We start from the raw sequence: 15327 nt of genomic DNA, 5'->3' as shown, positions 1-15327 counted from the left end.
CACCCTGATTCGACATATTAGCACCTGCTAAAATCCCCACTTTGTAGGTATATAACCGGTCCAAACGGTTATATGTTCGCGAAGCCTCGCAGACATGGCGACCGGCGTTCTTTCGCGCCTTCGAGTTCCGGGCGCGCGCCAGCTTCAATCCAATCGCCATACCCATCGGACTCGCTCCACTGGATCACTTTCAGCATGCTGCCCGCACATAAACACACTCTCGAAACGCTCCTCACCGACGCGGTCAAGCAGGTCGCGCAAGCTACGCAGGGCGCCAGCGAAGCGGCCTTCGTCTCGCCCGCGATCGTCCTCGAACGACCGAAGGTCGCGGCGCACGGCGACGTGGCATCGAATGTCGCGATGCAGCTCGCCAAGCCGCTGCGCGCGAATCCGCGCCAGCTCGCACAGCAGATCGTCGATGCGGTGCTCGGTCTGCCGGCTGCGAAGGGTCTCGTCGAGAGCGCGGAAGTCGCGGGTCCGGGCTTCATCAACTTGCGTCTTGCCGCGTCGGCGAAGCAAGACGTGATCCCGGCCGTGCTGGGCGAAGGCGCCGCGTTCGGCCGCTCGACGCGCGACGCGGGCAGGCACGTGCTCGTGGAATTCGTTTCGGCGAATCCGACCGGCCCGCTGCACGTCGGCCACGGCCGTCAGGCCGCGCTCGGCGACGCGCTCTCGAACCTGCTCGAAACGCAGGGCTACGACGTGCATCGCGAGTTCTACTACAACGACGCGGGCGTGCAGATCGGCAATCTCGCAACATCGACGCAACTGCGCGCGCGCGGCCTCAAGCCGGGCGATGCCGAATGGCCGGAGGCCGCGTACAACGGCGAGTACATCGCCGATATCGCGCGCGACTACATGGCGGGCAAAACCGTCGCGGCAAAAGACGGCGAGCCGGTGAAAGGCAAAGGCGACGTCGACGATCTCGAAGCCATCCGTCATTTTGCGGTGACGTATCTGCGCCACGAACAGGACATGGACCTGACCGCGTTCGGCGTGAAGTTCGACCAGTTCTATCTGGAGTCGTCGCTATACAACGAAGGGCGCGTCGAGAAGACGGTCGCGGCGCTCGTCGATGCCGGCAAGACCTACGAGCAGGATGGCGCGCTGTGGCTGCGCACCACCGACGACGGCGACGATAAAGACCGCGTCATGAAGAAGTCCGACGGCACGTTCACGTACTTCGTGCCGGACGTCGCGTATCACGTGACAAAGTGGCAGCGCGGCTACACGAAGGTCATCAACATCCAGGGCTCGGACCATCACGGCACGATCGCGCGCGTGCGTGCGGGTCTGCAAGGGCTCGGCGTCGGCATTCCGAAGGGCTATCCCGACTACGTGCTGCACAAGATGGTGACCGTCATGCGCGACGGCCAGGAAGTGAAAATTTCCAAGCGCGCGGGCAGCTACGTCACGGTGCGCGATCTGATCGAATGGTCGGGCGGCCTCACGCCGGGCCACGAGACCGCACCCGATCAGATCGACGAAGAGACTATCCGCCGCGGCCGCGACGCGGTGCGCTTCTTCCTCATCTCGCGCAAGGCCGACACCGAGTTCGTGTTCGACATCGACCTCGCGCTGAAGCAGAACGACGAGAACCCGGTCTACTACGTGCAGTACGCGCACGCGCGCATCTGCACGATCCTGAACGACTGGAAGGAACGCTATGCGGGCGACGTATCGAAGGCGGCGCAGGCCGACCTGTCGCCTTTGTCGAGCGACCGCGCGATGGCGCTCCTGAACAAGCTCGCCGAGTTCCCCGAGATGCTCGCGCACGCCGCGGAAGAACTCGCGCCGCACGCGGTCGCGTTCTATCTGCGCGATCTCGCTGGCGAATTTCACTCGTTCTACAATGCGGAGCGCGTGCTCGTCGACGAAGAGAAAGAGCGCACCGCCCGCATCGCGCTGCTCGCGGCCACGCGCCAGGTCCTCGAAAACGGCCTCGCGACCATCGGCGTATCCGCTCCTCAAAAAATGTGAACCCCTGCCGCGCACGCACGGAAATAGGAATTTTCGGCGTGCGCGAACAGATGCCTGGCGCGGGCTTGTCTTGAGCCGCCGCTATAATCGTCGCCCAACCAGAAGACTTTCTCGCAGGTGATTCATACGATGGCAAAACCACGCCGCACATCGAAGCAGTCGAAGCAAACCGGGGGAACGTTTATCGGCATCGTGCTGGGCCTGATCGTAGGCCTCGCGATCGCCGTGATCGTCGCGCTCTACATCACGCGCGCGCCCACGCCGTTCGTGGCGAAGGTCGCGCCGCCGCCGTCGGAAGCGAACTCCGCGCCGTCCGCCGCGCAGCCCTACGATCCGAATCGTCCGCTGCAAGGCAAGACGCCGGGCCAGGCGGTACCGCAAGCCGCGCAGCCCACGCCGCCGAACACCGCGCCGGGTCAGACGAACAATCAGACGCAGTCGTCGGGCATGCTCGACGAGCCGCAGATCGTCGAAGTGCCGCCGTCGGGCGCGACCGCTTCCGCGCCGAAGACCGCGAGCACGTCGCCCGCGAAGAAGCCCGAAACCACGCCCAACGCACCGAACGCGACGAGCAACGCGAACGCCACGCCTCCGAAGGGCGGCTCCGCGCCGGCAACAGCCAAGACCACGCCGCCCGCGCCCGGCGAGCCCAACACCGGCTACTTCCTGCAGGTGGGCGCGTACAAGACGCAGGCGGACGCCGAACAGCAGCGCGCGCGCCTCGGCTTCCAGGGCTTCGAGTCGCGGGTCACGCAGCGGGATGCGGGCGGCGTGACGTACTATCGCGTGCGTATCGGCCCGTTCGCGAAGTTCGAGGACATGAACACCGCGCGCCAGCGCCTGTCCGATGCGGGCGTCGATACGGCCGTCATCCGTTTCTCGAAGCAATAAGGTCAACGCGCCTCGCGCTTTCCCCACGGCAAGCGCCGGCGCGTCCACGGTTTTTAAGCGTGGCTTAAGCGTCGTATGTCCCACTTATGGGCCTGTTTTCGTACCGTCGCTCCCATTGCGTACCTTCTTCCATCATGAAAAAACTGTTTAGCGCGTTGGCTCTTTCCCTTGGCATCGCAGCCGCTTCCGTGACCCTCGCGAGTTCGGCAATGGCCGCGCCCACCGCGGGCAAGGACTACACGGTGCTGCAGGCCGCGCAGCCGATCGGCGCGCCTGCGGGCAAGGTCGAGGTCCTCGAGTTCTTCTGGTACGGCTGCCCGCACTGCAACGAGTTCGAGCCGTACCTCGAGGCATGGGCGAAGAAGCAAGGTCCGGACGTCGTATTCAAGCGTGTGCCCGTGGCGTTCCGCGACGACTTCATCCCGCACTCGAAGATGTATCACGCGCTCGACGCGCTCGGCGTCGCGGAGAAAGTCACGCCTGCCGTCTTCAACGAGATTCACGTCAAGAAGAACTATCTGCTGACGCCGCAGGCGCAGGCGGATTTCCTCAAGACGCAGGGCGTCGATCCGAAGAAGTACATGGACGCCTATAACTCGTTCTCGACGCAAAGCGCCGTGCAACGCGACGCCAAGCTGATGCAGGACTACAAGATCGACGGCGTGCCGACGGTCGTTGTGCAGGGCAAATACGAAACCGGTCCGGCGATGACCAACAGCCTGCCGGGCACGACTCAAGTGATGGACTTCCTCGTCCAGCAAGCCCGCGACAAGAAGTAAAACCCGAGTAACAAACCATCCCCGCGCCGGCATGAATGCAGTTCGCCTGAAGGTCTTCATCACCGGCGCATCGAGCGGCATCGGCCTCGCACTGGCCGAGGAATATGTGAAGCGCGGGGCCGTGCTCGGCCTCGTCGCCCGCCGTGCCGACGCCCTCGCCGCCTTCGCGGCCCGCCATCCGCAAAGCTCCATTTCGATCTATCCCGCCGACGTGCGCGACGCCGATGCGCTCGCCGATGCCGCACGCCGGTTCATCGCCGAACATGGCGCGGCGGATATCGTCATCGCGAACGCGGGCATGAGCCGCGGCGCGCTGACGGGGCACGGCGATCTCGATACCTTCCGCACCGTGATGGACGTGAACTACTTCGGCATGGTCGCGACATTCGAGCCCTTCGTCGAGTCGATGACAGCCGCGCGGCGCGGCACGCTCGTCGGCATTGCGAGCGTCGCGGGCGTGCGCGGGCTCCCGGGCGGCGGCGCCTACAGCGCGTCGAAATCGGCGGTGGCGAAGTATCTGGAAGCGCTGCGCGTCGAGATGCGGCCGCTGGGCGTTTCCGTCGTCACGATCGCGCCGGGCTACGTGCGCTCGGAAATGACCGCGCACAATCCGTATCGCATGCCGTTCCTCATGGACGCCGACCGCTTCGCCGCGAAAACCGCCGACGCCATCGCGCGCAAGGTCCGCTACGCGACGTTTCCGTGGCAGATGCGCATCGCAGGGATGCTGATGCACATGCTGCCACGCCGGGTCTACGACGCGCTCGCCGAGCGCGCGCCGCGCAAGCCGCGCACACCGCACGCGAACGACGAGTGAAAAAAACCGGCTGCGCGAAAACGCAGCCGGTTTGTCTTTGCGAGACCGCGTAACCGGTCAGAACGCTACATACGCCGAACTGTTCGGCAACTCGAAGCCGACATACACGTGCCGCCCGAAGAAGAACGGCAAGCCGAAGTCGAAGAAGTTCGACATGCCCAGTTGCCCCCCGAGACTGTTGAACGCGAACTTGTTGCCGCCCTGCGTCAGCGTGCGCGCGCTGACCAGCTGGAACGGCACGTTCGCGCTGTTGCCTTCGGTGCCGCGGATCGTCGTCGACAGCGACTGCTCCGAACTCGGGCAATAGAACGCGCTCGTATTCGAGCACAGCGGGAAGCTGTCCTGGAAGAAGTTGCCGTTCGATCCCGAGTCGAAGAACGTCTTGTACGTCTGCCCCTTGTAGGTGCCGGTGAGGTCGCCATACGGGTCGGTGCCGTACTTCGTCACGCCGCTGATGCCGTTGTTGCTCTGCGTGCCGACACCGAAGATCAGCACGCCGGACGCGCTCGCCGCACCGCCATCCGGAATCGGGGGCAACTGCACGATCACGCCGTTGTTGTTGACCGCGAATTTCGTGACGGGATTGGTGACCTGCTGCGCGAGCGGCACCGTGACCCCCGTGCAGTTCGCGCCGTTCGTGCAGGAGAAGTACATCGCGTTGAGCGCGGTGCTCACGCAGCCGCTGCCGCAGTCATACGTCTGCGGGCCGATGCCGAGAATGCCGTTCGCGCCGATGTCGCCGACATCGTTTTCGTCATTGCCGGACGGGCAGCCGTTGCTTCCCGTCGGCGCCGCCGATGCGTTCAGGTCGCCGATGATCTGGACCGGCACGGCCGATGCCATTTCGGTGCCGATCTTCACGTCGGCCGTGCGCACGGTGCCCCACGTGTAGCCATCGGCGAAACCGGCGCATTCGGCGAGCTGGCCGCCGTTCGACGCGCGCACGTTGGGCAGGCTGCCGAGCACGGACTGCGCCGCCGATCCGAGAATGCGCAGGCCGAACGAGGCCGTATCGACCTGAATGTTGTCGATGGTCTGACACACCGACGAGCCCGGCGCGCACACCGTCACCGACACGTTCGGAATGTTGACGAAGCCCGCGACGCCTGAGTTGACGTTGATCGGCACCGCGTTCGTGCCGTTGGGCTGGATCGGCTGCGCGTTCGCGGTGCTGGTGGTCGAACTGCCGCCTCCCGAGCCGCCGCCTCCGCCGCCGGAACCGCCAGAGCCGCCCGACGAGCCGCCGGAACTGGAGTTGTCGTCGCCGCCACCGCCGCAAGCGGCGAGCATGACGGAAAGACAGAGCACGCCGAGCCAGCGGGCGAAGCCGCCGCGTCGCTGGAAAGAGGCGGGAAGGCCGAGTGTCTTGCTATGCATACTGAAGTCTCCCGTCGCTTACTGGATATCGCTGGCGGACACGCCGGCCGGCAACGATTGCGGCAGATACGCGTGGCCCGCGAACGCGCCCATGTGACCGCCCGAATCCACGACGAGCCCCGAATCCTGCACGCTCACCGGTCCGCGCCCGCCGCGCGCGGCGCGCTGCGCCTTCAGGCCCTCTTGATATTGCGGAAAGTAGTTGCCGAGCAGGCCGGCGAGATCCGGCACGCGCGGCCCATGCCACGCAATACCGAATACGGTGCCCTCTGCGGACAAATATTCGTTGACGACGGTGCCGCTCGCGAGCGTTGTCGAGCGCACGGTGTAATTCGACGCCGATGCCGCCGATGCGTTCGACGCACCGCTTGCGACGGCCGCGCGCGCGACGGCATTCGTGGTCATGGCGCCTTGCGGCGGGGTCATCGGGTCACCGCCGAGCACTGCGTACGCGGGCGCCGCGGCGCACACGCTCAATGCGCCGGCGACGACCGCCAGCGCGCTTGCCAGATGCCCATGACGGGATTGCTTTGGTGCCTTCACTGGGCCTCCTGTCGATTTCCGGCCGTCCGCGCGCCCTCTGCTTGCGGCCGGCTCTTGACGATTGCGTGACTGATGCGCCACCACTTTTCGCACTACTTTTAGAGACGCGAATACCATCTAGTATGCCAGCCGCACGGAAGATCTCTAATGTTCGCCAGCGCACATAGGAAAAAACGCGAAGCGCAATGGTATGCGCTTCGCGTTCTCCTGTAACGCTGAGTACGTCGAAATGACGTTTGATTGCAAATAAGTGTCAGAAACCGAGACTCGCGAGCAAATCATCCACTTGCGATTGATCCTGCACGACATCGCTGCGTCCTTCGGGATTGATCTGCGGCCCGTTGAGCAGGCTTTCCGGATTGCCGCCCGCCGCCGACGACGACATCAACGCCGCCGCCGATGCCGCGAACTGCTCGCGACGCTCCGGCGCGATGTTCTCGAGCAGAACGCCGAGCAATTGCTGTTCGATCAGATACACGACGTCCGTGATCTTCTTGATCACCTGACCGGTCAGATCCTGGAAGTCCTGCGCGAGCATGATTTCCAGCAATTGCGCATTGGTCGCCTGAGTCCGCTCCGGCACGCTTTGCAGAAACGTCCTCGTTTCAGCAAGCAGCGCGCCCGCTTCGCCCTGCGCGAGCGGCGCGTCGTACCATTTGGCCCAGCGCGCGTCGAGCGCCTGGGCGTCGGTCTGCATCGCTTCCTGCATCGGCTTGGCGAGCTCGATCGCGTTCAACGCGCGTTCGGCGGCCTGCTCCGTCATCGTCGCGACATATTTCAACCGGTCGCGCGCGTCGGGCACGGCTTGCGCCGCGGCTTCGACCTGCTTGTCGAGGCCGAGCTCGCGCATCGAGTCGCGCAGCGTGCGCGTCAACTGGCCGATGCGCGCGAGGATACGGTCGCTCGACGGATCGCCCTCGGCTTCGGCGACGGCGGCGACCGCCGCTGCGAGTTCAGTGGTCAGATCGTTCACGATCAGCTCCCGGCTTTGGCCAACTTCTCGAGAATCTTGGTGAGTTTCTCGTCGAGGGTGGCGGCCGTGAAGGGCTTCACCACATAACCGTTCGCGCCCGCTTGCGCCGCCGCGATGATGTTTTCCTTCTTCGATTCCGCCGTCACCATCAGCACCGGCAGATGCGCGAGCGCCGCGTCTGCGCGGATCTGCTGCAGCATCGAGAGGCCGTCGAGGTTCGGCATGTTCCAGTCGGTGATCACGAAGTCGAAACCGCCGCCACGCAGACGCGCGAGGCCGGCCGCACCGTCTTCGGCTTCGTCGACGTTGCCGTAGCCCAGCTCCTTGAGCAGGTTGCGCACGATACGGCGCATCGTCGGAAAATCGTCGACGACGAGGATCTTCATGTTCTTGTCCATCACTACTCCCTTGTTTTCTCAATGCGGCGACGCCGCGAATTCAATCCAAAAATCAGACGCGCTGAACGCGTTCGCCCATCGAGGCAAGCCGCGCCATTACGCGCCGGCTCATTTCAGAGAGCGGCGCGATCTCGCTTGCGCCGCCCATTGCAATCGCTTCGCGCGGCATGCCGAACACCACGCAACTCGCTTCGTCCTGCGCGAGCGTGTGCGCGCCCGCCTGCTGCATGTCCAGAAGACCGGCGGCGCCGTCGCGGCCCATGCCGGTCAGGATCACGCCGATCGCGTTCTTGCCCGCGTGCTGCGCCGCCGAGCGGAACAGCACGTCCACCGATGGCCGATGCCGGTTCACCGGCGGCGCATCCGACAGATGCGCGACATAGTTCGCGCCGCTCCTCGCGAGCACCAGATGCGCGTGGCCCGGCGCGATATACGCGTGGCCCGGCAACACGCGCTCGCCGTGCTCTGCTTCCTTCACCGTGATGCGGCACAGGCCGTTCAGGCGCTGCGCGAACGACTTCGTGAAGCCCGGCGGCATGTGCTGCGCGATCAGCACCGCGGGCGCATCGGGCGGCAGCGGCACGAGCACTTCGCGAATCGCTTCCGTGCCGCCCGTCGATGCGCCGACGATCACGAGCTTTTCCGTCGACACGAGCGGGTTGTTGAAATGCGGCGCGGGCTTGTGGGCCGCTGCCTGCGTCTGCGCCTGCGCCTGCGCCGCATGACTGACCTGCCTGACGCGCGCACGCGATGCCGCGCGGATCTTGTCGGCGAGCTTTTCCGCGTAGTCGAGCATGCCTTCGCGAATGCCGACCTTCGGCTTCGTGACGAAATCGACCGCGCCGAGCTCGAGCGCGCGCAGCGTGATTTCGTTGCCGCGCTCCGTCAACGACGACACCATGACGACCGGCATCGGCCGCAGGCGCATCAGCTTTTCGAGGAAGTCGAGGCCGTCCATGCGCGGCATTTCGACGTCGAGCGTGAGCACGTCCGGGTTGTGCTGCTTGATCAGCTCGCGCGCGACGAGCGGATCGGGCGCGGTTGCGCACACGTGCATGTCGGGCTGCGAGTTGATGATTTCCGTCATCAGACTGCGCACGAGTGCGGAGTCGTCGACGCACAAAACCTTGATTTTTTGCGCTGTGTTCATGCTTCCTCCGCCGTCTTCAGACGCGACGTGAACAACTCGACGCGCGGGCGCTTTGCCGCCGATGCGTTCGTCGAAAACAACTCGGCACGCGGTTTGGCATTCGACTGAAACAGTTCGACGCGCGCACGCGCCTTCGCGAGCCGCTCCGCGCGTTCTTCCGGCGTGCGCTGCACGAGCGCCTGCTCGCGCTCGACGACGATCGGGTCATGCGCGGTCTTGAGCTTCTTGACCATCACCTGTCCGGAGCGCGGCATGAACGCGACCTTGCGCGGATGCGCGCCCTGCAAGTCCTCGGCGACGATGCGAATCTTTTCCAGCGCGAGATAGCGCCGCACGAACTCCGAGTTGCGATCGCCGATGTTGATGGTCGTCATGCCCGCGAGCACCGCGCCGCCGCCGAACACCTTCGCTTCGAAACGCTCACGCCGCCCGCCCCGCTTGATGAGTTCGTTGATGAGCACTTCCATCGCGTATGCGCCGTAGCGCATCGAATCGGAAGCGGCGAGCGACGCGTCGGAGCCGTCGTCGGGCAGCATGAAGTGATTCATTCCGCCGATGCCCGCCGTGCGATCGTGGATGCACGCCGCCACGCACGAGCCGAGCACGGTGACGAGCACCATGTCTTCGCTCGTCATGTAGAACTCGTTCGGCAAGAGCTTCACGCCCTGCTTCTTGAAGTGATTGTCGAAATACAGGTTCGACGCCATCGGCAGCGCGCTCATGCCGGTTCTCCGGCGAGCACGCGTTTGCCGCCGCTCGCGACTTTCATGTCGCGCGTGAGTTCGTAGACCGTCTGGCCGCGCAGCCGGAACGCCTGCGACACATACGTGAAATTCTCCGAGTGCCCAGCGAACAGGAGCGCGCCCGGCTTCATCAGCGGCTCGAAACGCGAGAGCACCTGTCCTTGCGTCGGCTTGTCGAAGTAGATCATCACGTTGCGGCAGAAGATCACGTCGAACGGGCCTTTCACGTCGTAGCGCGCATCGGTCAGGTTCACGCGGCCGAAGTTCACCATCGCGCGCAGTTCGGGGCGCACTTTCACGAGGCCCGCGTGCGAGCCCGTGCCCTTCAGGAAGAAGCGCTTCAGGCGTTCGACCGGCAGCGCCTTCACCTGATCGAGCGAATACACGCCCGCTTCGGCCTTCGCGAGCACCTGGCTGTCGATGTCGCTCGCGAACACCGTGCACTGACGCGCGGCGTGATCGCCGAGCGCTTCGACGAGCGTCATCGCGATGGAATACGGCTCTTCGCCGGTGGACGCCGCCGAGCACCACACCGAGAACGGCTGCTGCCGGCGCTTCACGAAGTCCGCGAGAATCGGAAAGTGATGCGACTCGCGGAAGAACGCCGTGAGATTCGTGGTCAGCGCGTTGACGAACGCTTCCCATTCGGCGTTGTCCTCGTTGGTTTCGAGGCGGTCGAGATACTGCTTGAACGTATCGATGCCGCAGGCGCGCAGACGTCGCGCGAGGCGGCTATACGCCATGTCGCGTTTATGGTCCGACAGCGAAATGCCCGCGCGCCGATGAATCAGCTCGCGAATGCGGGCGAAATCCGCCGCCGTGAATTCGAAATCGCGCTCGACTTCCGGACCGCGTACGCCGCCGGCCAGTTCGATGCGCACGTTGCGCGTTGCCGTCATGATGTTCCGTGCTTCCTTGGCGTGTTCGTCGCGCGCGCGCCTCGCGATTGATTGGATGACCATGCGGCTTCGCATGGCCCTCTCGTGTCAGACAGTGTCAGAAAGTTTCCCAGTCGCCGTCGTCGGCGGTCGTCGCCTTGGCGCGCGGTGCGGGCTTCACGACTCGCGGCGCGGGCTTCGCGGCGCTGACGTGCTTGACCACTTCCTTCTCTTTGATAACGGCCGCTTCCGGCGCAACTTTCGCGTTCTCGATGGCCTTCGCGTGTTTTTCCGCTTTCGGCGCAACGACAGGCGACGAAGGCTCGACGCGCGCAGCCGGCGAAAGACGGGCGGCCGCCGTCGTCGCGCTCGAAGCACGCACCGGCGCAGCGCTGTCGATACGCCATTGCGCGACCACATCCTTCAGTTGACGCGTCTGCTCTTCCAGCGATGCCGCAGCCGCAGCCGCCTCTTCGACGAGCGCTGCGTTCTGCTGCGTGACGCTGTCCATCTGCGTGACGGCGCGGTTTACCTGCTCGATGCCGTCGGACTGCTCTTCCGACGCCGCGCTGATTTCGCCCATGATGTCGGTCACGCGGCGCACGGCCTGCACGATCTCGCCCATCGTCTGACCGGCGCGCGCGACGAGTTCGGTGCCGCTGTCGACCTTCGCGGCCGAATCGCCGATCAGCGTCTTGATTTCCTTCGCCGCCGCCGCGCTGCGTTGCGCGAGCGAGCGCACCTCGCCCGCCACGACCGCGAAACCGCGTCCTTCCTCGCCCGCGCGCGCCGCTTCCACAGCCGCGTTAAGCGCGAGAATGTTGGTCTGGAACGCGATGCCTTCGATCACGCCGATGATGTCGACGACCTTGTTCGAACTCGACGCGATCGCGTGCATCGTCTCGACAACCTGCTCGACGACTTCACCGCCGCGCGACGCGATATCCGACGCGTTCACCGCGAGCTGGCTCGCCTGGCGCGCGTTGTCGGCGTTCTGCTTCACCGTGCTCGTGAGCTCTTCCATGCTCGACGCCGTCTCCTGCAGCGACGCCGCCTGCTCTTCCGTGCGCTGCGACAGATCCGTGTTGCCGCTCGCGATCTCATGCGCGCCGACATCGATGGATTCCGAGCCGCGGCGCACCGCGCCGACCATCGCGGTCAGATTGCCGCGCATGCGCTCGATGCCCGCGAAGAGCTGCCCGATTTCGTTCTTGCTGTCCGTTTGCGCGGACTGCGAGAGATCGCCGCGCGAGATGCGGTCGAAGTGATCGACGGCTTCGTTGATCGGCTTCACGATCAGGCTCGAAAGCGCCAGGCGCGAGCCGATCAGCATCAGCACCGCGAGCGCGAGCACCGCGCCGATCGTCATGTTGAGCGACGCGATATGCGACGCCGTGCTCGCACGCGAGCCTTCGGCATGCGCCTGATGCGCGGCGACGGCGGCCGTCACGGCCTGATCGAAATTCACGAACATCGGGCTGATCTTCGTGTCGGCGATCGCATGATACGCGGCCATGTCGTTCGCGCGAATTGCCGCGAACTCCGGCTCCACGCCGGTCTTCACGAGCGTCTCGCGGTGCGTGACGAGCGCGTCGAGCGTTTCCTTGGGCAGCGTCGGCTTGTTCGTATCGAGGTAGAGCTTCCAGTTCTCGTTGCTCTTGTCGAGCAGATACTGGCCGCGATCGATCGACTTCTTCGCTTCTTCGACGTTGCCCGCTTCGGCGAGCGAGCGCACCTTGTCCAGCGTGATGCGCGAGCGCAGCAGATACGACGACGTTTCCGAGAGCGCGCGCATCGCGACCATGTCTTCCTGCGCGAGCGCGGTGAGCGACGCACTGGCGGCGTTCAGCCCGACGAGCGCGAGCACGCCGATCAGCGCCGCGAAGCCGGTGAACAACAGGCCGACGAGCGTGAGCGTCGTGCGGATCGACAACTTCTTCAGCATGGCTTTTCCTGCTTTCCTGATTGCGTTTATGCGGCGACGGTGTCGATCAATTCCATCTCGCGGCTCGTCATGAGCTTCTCGATGTCCATCAGAATGAGCATGCGGCCGTCCACGGTGCCGAGGCCCGTCAGATATTCCGTCGCGAGCGTGCCGCCGAATTCCGGCGCGGGCATCACTTGCTCCTGCGTGAGCGTGAGCACGTCGGAGACGCCGTCCACGACCATGCCGACCACGCGATGCGCGACGTTCAGGATGATCACGACCGTCTGGTTGTCGTATTCGACGCGGCCGAGATTGAACTTGATGCGCATATCGACGATCGGCACGATGATGCCGCGCAGATTGATCACGCCCTTGATGAACCCGGGCGCATTCGCGATGCGTGTAACGTTGTCGTAGCCGCGAATCTCTTGCACTTTCAGGATGTCGATGCCGTATTCCTCGGCGCCGAGCGTGAACACGAGAAACTCCTGTCCCGCGGCTTCGGCATGTTGTGCGTCACGTCGCGAAGGCGCAGCGGTAAGAATCGATTGAACGTCTGCCATGAAAGACTCCTTCGGTATTAGTGGGTGTGCGCGCCGTGCTGTGCGCGCGAGTCGCGATTGAGCGCGGCCACGTCGACGATCAGCGCGACGCTGCCGTCGCCCAGGATGGTCGCGGCGGAAATGCCGTGCACCTTGCGGTAATTCGTTTCGAGGTTCTTCACGACGACCTGTTGCTGTCCGACGAGCTCGTCGATCAGCATCGCGAAGCGGCGGCCTTCCGTCTGCATGATCGTGACGATGCCTTGCGTCGGCTCGGTGCGCGCGCCTTCGACGTCGAACACGCGATGCAGCGCGACCAGCGGCAGATATTCGCCGCGCACGCGCACGACGCGCTCGCCATTTGCGACCGTGTAGATGTCTTCGGCCACGGGCTGCAGCGACTCCATCACGAAGTTGAGCGGCAGAATGAAGATCTCGTTGCCGACCTTCACGGACATGCCGTCGAGAATCGCGAGCGTGAGCGGCAGCACGATCTTCGTCGTCGTGCCCGCGCCTTGACGCGACATGATTTCGACGTGACCGCCCATCGACTGGATGTTGCGCTTGACCACATCCATGCCGACGCCGCGTCCGGAAATATCCGTAACTTGCTCGGCGGTCGAGAAGCCCGGCATGAAGATGAGCTGCCAGACTTCTTCGTCGCTCATCGATTCGCTGACCTGCATGCCCTGCTTCTGCGCCTTCGCGAGAATCTTGTCGCGGCGCAGTCCGGCGCCGTCGTCGCTCACTTCGATCACGATATTGCCGCCGTGATGCGCCGCCGACAGCACGAGCTGTCCGGTCGACGGCTTGCCCGCCGCGCGGCGTGCTTCCACGGTTTCGATGCCGTGATCGAGCGAGTTGCGCACGAGGTGCGTGAGCGGATCGATGATGCGTTCGATCAGGCTCTTGTCGAGCTCGGTCGCCTGACCGAACGTGACGAGTTCCACTTCCTTGCCGAGCTTGCCGGCGATGTCGCGCACGAGGCGCGGGAAGCGGCTGAAAACGTAATCCATCGGCATCATGCGGATGGACATGACGGCCTCTTGCAGGTCGCGCGCGTTGCGCTCGAGCTGCGCCATGCCGTTGAACAAGCGGTCGTGCAGCGCGGGATCGAAGGTGCTCGTGGTTTCCGCGAGCATCGCCTGCGTGATGACGAGTTCGCCCACGAGATTGATGAGCTGATCGACCTTCTCGACGCCGACGCGAATCGAGCTGCCTTCCGCCGATGCGGCCGCTTGCGGGCGCGCTTTCTTGTCCGCGTCGCTGCTTGCGGTTTTGGACGGCTGGGCGGCAGTTTGCACCGCCGCCGCTGCCGTTTCTTCTTTTACTTCATTTCCGATCGCGGATGCAGGCGCCGCCGCCTGCGATTGCTTCGGTTCCTCGTGTAGCGTGGGTTGCATCGCAGGCGCGGCCAATGCTGCCGGCTGCGCTTCGATGGCTGGCGCCGATGCATCGCCATGGCCGATCGTGATCTGCTTTTCATCGATCACGAAACAGCACACGGCGACGATATCGTCGGCCGGGACGTCCGAGTCGAGCCAAACCACGTACTCGGCGTCCGTCTTCTTCTCTCCGACGATGCTTCCCAGATTGCCCAGCTCCTCGGTCAGAGTCGCCAGGTCCTTCTCGCCCACCCCCCGTAGCGTAATTTTCAGGTGGGGTCCAACTTCCGCCACCGGCGCGCCGGTGTGCCCCGGCGTCGCGGCGGTAGCGGTTCCTGCATTCGTTGCATCGGCGAGTTCGAAGGCGCCGTCCCAGTTGCCGTCGTCCTCGATGACGTCCATCGCCTGCGAGAGCACGTGCGCGGGCGGCGCGTTCGGGCCTTCGTAGGCGGGCGCGACGTTCGCGCTCTTCGCATCGTGCTGCGTGCCCGGCAGCAAAGGCGGCTCGACCTGGCCCGTGCCCGCGGCGTTCTCGTTCTTCAAACGCTCGAGCTTCGCGCAGATCGCGGCGGCCGCGGCCGCATCCGGCTCGGCGCTCGCGCGATACGCGGCGAGCTGATCCGAGAGCACGTCCTTCGTCGCGAGGAAGGTGTCGATCATGTCGCGGCGCAGGACGAGCTCGTTGTTGCGCGCGCGGTCCAGCAGCGATTCGAGGATGTGCGTGGTTTCGGTGAGCGCGGTGAAGCCGAACGTCGCCGCGCCGCCCTTGATCGAGTGCGCCGCGCGGAAGATGGCCGCGAGGTCTTCGGGATCGGGATTCGCGATATCCAGAACGAGCAGCAGTTGCTCCATCTGCGCGAGCAGTTCATCGGCTTCGTCGAAGAAGGTTTGATAGAACTGGGTAATGTCGAGTGTCATGCTTGAGTCACCATCGGCGCGTGCGT

14 protein-coding genes are annotated in these 15327 nt (G+C 64.7%); 4 read left to right on the top strand and 10 right to left on the bottom strand.

What is annotated here, in order from left to right; translation table 11 throughout:
* Positions 1-195: 195 nt before the first annotated feature.
* The 4 genes from argS to AWB74_RS13145 all read left to right on the top strand — a co-directional run bounded on the left by argS (position 196) and on the right by AWB74_RS13145 (position 4467).
* Positions 196-1980, top strand: a complete 1785-nt coding sequence (gene argS, locus AWB74_RS13160; protein WP_061147196.1) for an arginine--tRNA ligase — start codon at positions 196-198, stop codon at positions 1978-1980.
* Positions 1981-2109: 129 nt separating this feature from the next.
* Positions 2110-2871, top strand: coding sequence for an SPOR domain-containing protein (locus tag AWB74_RS13155; RefSeq protein WP_061147195.1), 762 nt, complete (start codon positions 2110-2112; stop codon positions 2869-2871).
* 134 nt (positions 2872-3005) lie between these two features.
* A complete protein-coding gene (locus AWB74_RS13150) occupies positions 3006-3650 on the top strand; it encodes a thiol:disulfide interchange protein DsbA/DsbL (protein ID WP_061147194.1) in 645 nt (214 codons plus the stop codon).
* Between the two features lie 31 nt (positions 3651-3681).
* Complete coding sequence (locus tag AWB74_RS13145; protein ID WP_061147193.1) at positions 3682-4467, top strand: SDR family oxidoreductase; 786 nt, start codon at positions 3682-3684, stop codon at positions 4465-4467.
* Positions 4468-4524: 57 nt separating this feature from the next.
* On the opposite strand, the gene AWB74_RS13140 is transcribed toward AWB74_RS13145, so the two are convergent.
* From AWB74_RS13140 to cheA, 10 genes are all read right to left on the bottom strand, one after another.
* Positions 4525-5844 carry a DUF3443 domain-containing protein gene (locus tag AWB74_RS13140; protein WP_061147192.1) on the bottom strand — a complete coding sequence of 440 codons (1320 nt, stop codon included), beginning with the start codon at positions 5842-5844 and terminating at the stop codon, positions 4525-4527.
* 18 nt (positions 5845-5862) lie between these two features.
* Positions 5863-6387 (bottom strand): DUF2844 domain-containing protein, encoded by a 525-nt coding sequence (locus AWB74_RS13135; protein WP_061147191.1) that lies wholly within the window; start codon positions 6385-6387, stop codon positions 5863-5865.
* A 253-nt stretch (positions 6388-6640) separates the two neighbouring features.
* Positions 6641-7360 carry a protein phosphatase CheZ gene (cheZ, locus tag AWB74_RS13130; RefSeq protein WP_096032020.1) on the bottom strand — a complete coding sequence of 240 codons (720 nt, stop codon included), beginning with the start codon at positions 7358-7360 and terminating at the stop codon, positions 6641-6643.
* 2 nt (positions 7361-7362) lie between these two features.
* Complete coding sequence (gene cheY / locus AWB74_RS13125; protein WP_061122445.1) at positions 7363-7758, bottom strand: chemotaxis response regulator CheY; 396 nt, start codon at positions 7756-7758, stop codon at positions 7363-7365.
* Between the two features lie 52 nt (positions 7759-7810).
* Positions 7811-8908 carry a protein-glutamate methylesterase/protein-glutamine glutaminase gene (locus AWB74_RS13120; RefSeq protein ID WP_061147190.1) on the bottom strand — a complete coding sequence of 366 codons (1098 nt, stop codon included), beginning with the start codon at positions 8906-8908 and terminating at the stop codon, positions 7811-7813.
* On the bottom strand, positions 8905-9630 hold the full coding sequence (gene cheD, locus AWB74_RS13115) for a chemoreceptor glutamine deamidase CheD (protein WP_061147189.1): 726 nt from the start codon (positions 9628-9630) through the stop codon (positions 8905-8907). The genes AWB74_RS13120 and cheD overlap by 4 nt, the downstream gene beginning before the upstream one ends.
* Complete coding sequence (locus tag AWB74_RS13110) at positions 9627-10550, bottom strand: CheR family methyltransferase (RefSeq protein ID WP_061147330.1); 924 nt, start codon at positions 10548-10550, stop codon at positions 9627-9629. Before AWB74_RS13110 ends, cheD begins: the two co-directional genes overlap by 4 nt.
* A 97-nt stretch (positions 10551-10647) precedes the next feature.
* Positions 10648-12474 carry a methyl-accepting chemotaxis protein gene (locus AWB74_RS13105; RefSeq protein ID WP_061147188.1) on the bottom strand — a complete coding sequence of 609 codons (1827 nt, stop codon included), beginning with the start codon at positions 12472-12474 and terminating at the stop codon, positions 10648-10650.
* A 26-nt stretch (positions 12475-12500) separates the two neighbouring features.
* Positions 12501-13019 (bottom strand): chemotaxis protein CheW, encoded by a 519-nt coding sequence (gene cheW / locus AWB74_RS13100; protein ID WP_061122291.1) that lies wholly within the window; start codon positions 13017-13019, stop codon positions 12501-12503.
* A 17-nt stretch (positions 13020-13036) separates the two neighbouring features.
* Positions 13037-15301, bottom strand: coding sequence for a chemotaxis protein CheA (gene cheA, locus AWB74_RS13095; RefSeq protein ID WP_061147187.1), 2265 nt, complete (start codon positions 15299-15301; stop codon positions 13037-13039).
* Between the last annotated feature and the right edge of the window lie 26 nt (positions 15302-15327).

Origin of the sequence: Caballeronia arvi (assembly GCF_001544695.2) — a bacterium.
GTDB classification, from domain to species: domain Bacteria; phylum Pseudomonadota; class Gammaproteobacteria; order Burkholderiales; family Burkholderiaceae; genus Caballeronia; species Caballeronia arvi.
The sequence above is the reverse complement of the archived record's forward strand: the minus strand, read 5'-3'. Positions and strand labels throughout refer to the sequence as shown.

Coding starts and splice junctions, on each gene's coding strand:
- argS (WP_061147196.1), top strand. CDS start 196: ATGCTGCCCGCACATAAACACACTCTCGAAACGCTCCTCACCGACGCG.
- AWB74_RS13155 (WP_061147195.1), top strand. CDS start 2,110: ATGGCAAAACCACGCCGCACATCGAAGCAGTCGAAGCAAACCGGGGGA.
- AWB74_RS13150 (WP_061147194.1), top strand. CDS start 3,006: ATGAAAAAACTGTTTAGCGCGTTGGCTCTTTCCCTTGGCATCGCAGCC.
- AWB74_RS13145 (WP_061147193.1), top strand. CDS start 3,682: ATGAATGCAGTTCGCCTGAAGGTCTTCATCACCGGCGCATCGAGCGGC.
- AWB74_RS13140 (WP_061147192.1), bottom strand. CDS start 5,844: ATGCATAGCAAGACACTCGGCCTTCCCGCCTCTTTCCAGCGACGCGGC.
- cheY (WP_061122445.1), bottom strand. CDS start 7,758: ATGGACAAGAACATGAAGATCCTCGTCGTCGACGATTTTCCGACGATG.
- AWB74_RS13120 (WP_061147190.1), bottom strand. CDS start 8,908: ATGAACACAGCGCAAAAAATCAAGGTTTTGTGCGTCGACGACTCCGCA.
- cheD (WP_061147189.1), bottom strand. CDS start 9,630: ATGAGCGCGCTGCCGATGGCGTCGAACCTGTATTTCGACAATCACTTC.
- AWB74_RS13110 (WP_061147330.1), bottom strand. CDS start 10,550: ATGACGGCAACGCGCAACGTGCGCATCGAACTGGCCGGCGGCGTACGC.
- AWB74_RS13105 (WP_061147188.1), bottom strand. CDS start 12,474: ATGCTGAAGAAGTTGTCGATCCGCACGACGCTCACGCTCGTCGGCCTG.
- cheW (WP_061122291.1), bottom strand. CDS start 13,019: ATGGCAGACGTTCAATCGATTCTTACCGCTGCGCCTTCGCGACGTGAC.
- cheA (WP_061147187.1), bottom strand. CDS start 15,301: ATGACACTCGACATTACCCAGTTCTATCAAACCTTCTTCGACGAAGCC.